This window comes from Okeania sp. SIO3I5, from assembly GCF_010672085.1.
Classification (GTDB): Bacteria; Cyanobacteriota; Cyanobacteriia; order Cyanobacteriales; family Microcoleaceae; genus Trichodesmium.
Map to the genome: position 1 here is coordinate 1 of NZ_JAAHHT010000465.1, position 2,856 is coordinate 2,856.

A 2,856-nucleotide genomic window follows, 5' to 3' on the forward strand; every position below is an offset into this window, starting at 1 on the left:
GCATTTCCTCTGGAGGCTTACCTATATTATCTCTAATGTTGTGTTGATTAACGTGAATCATTTGAGGTACCTTGGTTTCTTGCTTGTGCCAGATACCTTTCGGACCGCGCCGAGCGGGAATTATTACGGGCATACCACTTTTAGATACTGGAATTTCCCAGAATCTGCCTTTTTTGTCGGCTCCTTTGACTCTTCCTTGAGCGAGTAAGACTAATAAACGTTGACGAGAGATACCTAATAAAAAAGACGCTTCTCTAGTACGCATAATTTCCTCCTTAACTGTTGACCAATAGTTAGGTGTTTGAAAAAAGATAACATCATTTGTGTTATCTAAAAAGAAGTATAAACACTTATTATTAGTTTTGTCAACAAGAGAATTTGCTGAATAAAGTATGGGTGGTTAGGGTAGGAGTCATATCATGTCCGGTAGCATCGGTATTGTATAGTGGAGTTCAATAATTAATAATTAACAATTAATAATTATCTCTTCTTAACTTTCCTGGCGGGAAGTCCCGCGCTCTCCATCCCCCCTAACCCCCCGTGCATAGGGGGGAGGGGGAGCGTCGGGATGAAAGCCAAGGCCAGGATTCGGATACTTTCATAAGCTAAACGTTCATATGCCCAAGACACAAGCTAGGAGCATTTTGTTATTATCAATGTCAACACAGGGGGAGGACATCACCTCTGTCATGCGCAGCGGTCAGGGTTTCCCAGACTGAAGAATCCGTATTTTTTCGCCAAAGGGCAACGTCGGGAGTATGTCAAAAAGAACAGGATTGGTTAAAAGGAAATTTTTTTCTTTTGTCTCCTTGAAAGGGGAGGCTTTAAACCTGAATTATCTAATTATTTCGGTAAGTCAGAAGTCAGAAGTCAGAAGTCAGAAGTTTTAACTCCCCCGGCTGTTGTCCCGCGCTCTCCCGTTGGCTCCCGCAAGTGCGGCAGCTATTAGGGGAGCGTCGTATGGGAGAGCAGGGCTAGAGTGTGAGGTTTTCCTATGGTCTTTTTGCTATAGCTATTGACAATTTCTAACACAGCCATTATGATAGCTTTTTGAGAAATCCTGGTAGATTCTGCCATGCTACTGAAATATAAGTACAAGCTCAAACCACACAAAACCCAAGGGGTGATTATATCTAATTGGTTGTCCATGGCGAGGCAGCAATATAATTACCGTTTAGCCTTTCAGCTAAACTGGTTTGAAGCAACGCGCACACTACTTAACCCTTGTCCTCTTAATGTTTCAGTAGTAGGGACGTTTAGCTGGCGCACAACTTTCCTACGGAATGCTCCGCAAACGTTAACGTTGCGCGACATGAAACGCATTTTTGTTGAGTTGGGCGGTAACGAAAATGCGAACGTCCGTACAACGAATTTACCACGCACATTCCAGAGTTTAGGATACAAACCCTTATGGGGTAGAAAAAAGGACATTTTTGGTAATTCGATAACTAGAAAAGGTAACAAACATCCCAACATAATCAATGGTTATGTAGCTTGGGAAATAGTACAGTTAGCCAACGCACGCACAAACTAAAAAACTCTTCCCTGAATACAAGTCCATGCACTCTCAGGTATTGCAAGATGTTATGAGCGCGTGTACAAACTACGATGGATAACTTGTGCTTTACCTGAGCAAAACGGTAAAACCAGTGGTACACCTAAATTCAAGGGAAAGCATTACTATAATTCTTTTAGTTATCCCCAGTTATCAAACACCAACCCATATCAAAAATGCTAACGGTCGCTTTTGTGTCAATCTACCAAAGATTGGCGCAAGTCCCCTTTGTCTATAATCGCCCAATACCAGAAGGTTTCAAGGTTAAGACAGGTACAGTAATCCGTGAAGCTCTCCGGATGGTATATTAGCTTCACGATAGAAGATAAGGCTGTACCTCGCGAGGTTGTAGAAATTCAACCCAAGTCGAGAAAACTCATGCATGTATTGATTTGGGATTATTGCACTATGCTGTTACATCTGATGGTGAGTTTATAGAAGTGCGTAAGTTTTTTAGGCACTCTGAACATCGGCTGTCTCAACTTCAAGCAAGATTAGCTAACAGACAAAAACATTCAAAGCCTTGGAATATTCTTAAACGTAAAATAGCGGGAGTGCATCAGTTGATAGCAAGACTTCGTTTAGACTGGCAATTCAAACTGGCTTATCATTTGTGAGCGTGATTGTCAGGTGATATTGTTAAAAGACCTACAAATAGCTTCTTTACTCCGACGTTGCAAAGCTAAATTAGGTGATAATGGTCAATTCTTACCAAATGGTCAATCATCTAAGTCAGGACTAAATAAGTCTTTGCAAGATGCAGCTACTATCAATTTCTTGATTTCTAGAGTATGTTGCCTGGAAGTTAGGCAAGAGAATTATCACGCGTAGATCCAAAAGGTACGTCTCAGTATTGTTGGGAATGTTTGAATAAAGTATCTAAAAGCTTATCAGAGCGCTGGCATTCATGCCCTAAATGTGGTCAAGAGTTAGATAGGGACTATAACTCACCCACCCCTCTAGCTCCCCTCCCGGGAGGGGATGGGGGTGGGTTGGATTGTTGTCAACACAGGAGGAGGACATCACTTCTGTTAAAACTGCGGTCAGGGCTTATCTGGCTGAAGAATCCCGCGCTCTCCATCCCCCCTAATATAGAATCCGGTTATATAGTATATGTTCATTATTAAATCGGACAATCGGACCATCTCCCCCAACAATACACTCTTGTATTCAACTGGATTTGATATTACTCCTTACTCCTTACTCCTTACTCCTTACTCATTACTCATTACTCATTACTCATTACTCATTACTCATTACTCCTCAGTAATACGATAACTAATTACCCGGATTCTATATAA

At 41.6% G+C, this 2,856-nt stretch carries 3 protein-coding genes and 2 pseudogenes; 4 read left to right on the forward strand and 1 reads right to left on the reverse strand.

The genetic code is table 11. From position 1 onward, the window contains the following. Positions 1-265 (reverse strand): annotated as a pseudogene (locus F6K40_RS39660) (hypothetical protein); the annotation flags it as partial. Between the two features lie 810 nt (positions 266-1,075). On the opposite strand from F6K40_RS39660, the gene F6K40_RS39665 reads away from it, so the two are divergent. From F6K40_RS39665 to F6K40_RS41235, 4 genes and pseudogenes are all read left to right on the forward strand, one after another. Continuing rightward, positions 1,076-1,534, forward strand: a complete 459-nt coding sequence (locus F6K40_RS39665; RefSeq protein WP_293145654.1) for a helix-turn-helix domain-containing protein — start codon at positions 1,076-1,078, stop codon at positions 1,532-1,534. A 401-nt stretch (positions 1,535-1,935) separates the two neighbouring features. After that, positions 1,936-2,172: pseudogene (locus F6K40_RS39670) on the forward strand (transposase); the annotation flags it as partial. Between the two features lie 19 nt (positions 2,173-2,191). Beyond that, positions 2,192-2,386 carry a hypothetical protein gene (locus tag F6K40_RS39675; RefSeq protein ID WP_293145657.1) on the forward strand — a complete coding sequence of 65 codons (195 nt, stop codon included), beginning with the start codon at positions 2,192-2,194 and terminating at the stop codon, positions 2,384-2,386. A gap of 35 nt (positions 2,387-2,421) precedes the next feature. Then, entirely contained in the window at positions 2,422-2,682 is a 261-nt protein-coding gene (locus F6K40_RS41235) for a hypothetical protein (RefSeq protein WP_365674400.1), read from the forward strand. Positions 2,683-2,856 lie beyond the last annotated feature (174 nt).

Coding starts and splice junctions, on each gene's coding strand:
- F6K40_RS39665 (WP_293145654.1), top strand. CDS start 1,076: ATGCTACTGAAATATAAGTACAAGCTCAAACCACACAAAACCCAAGGG.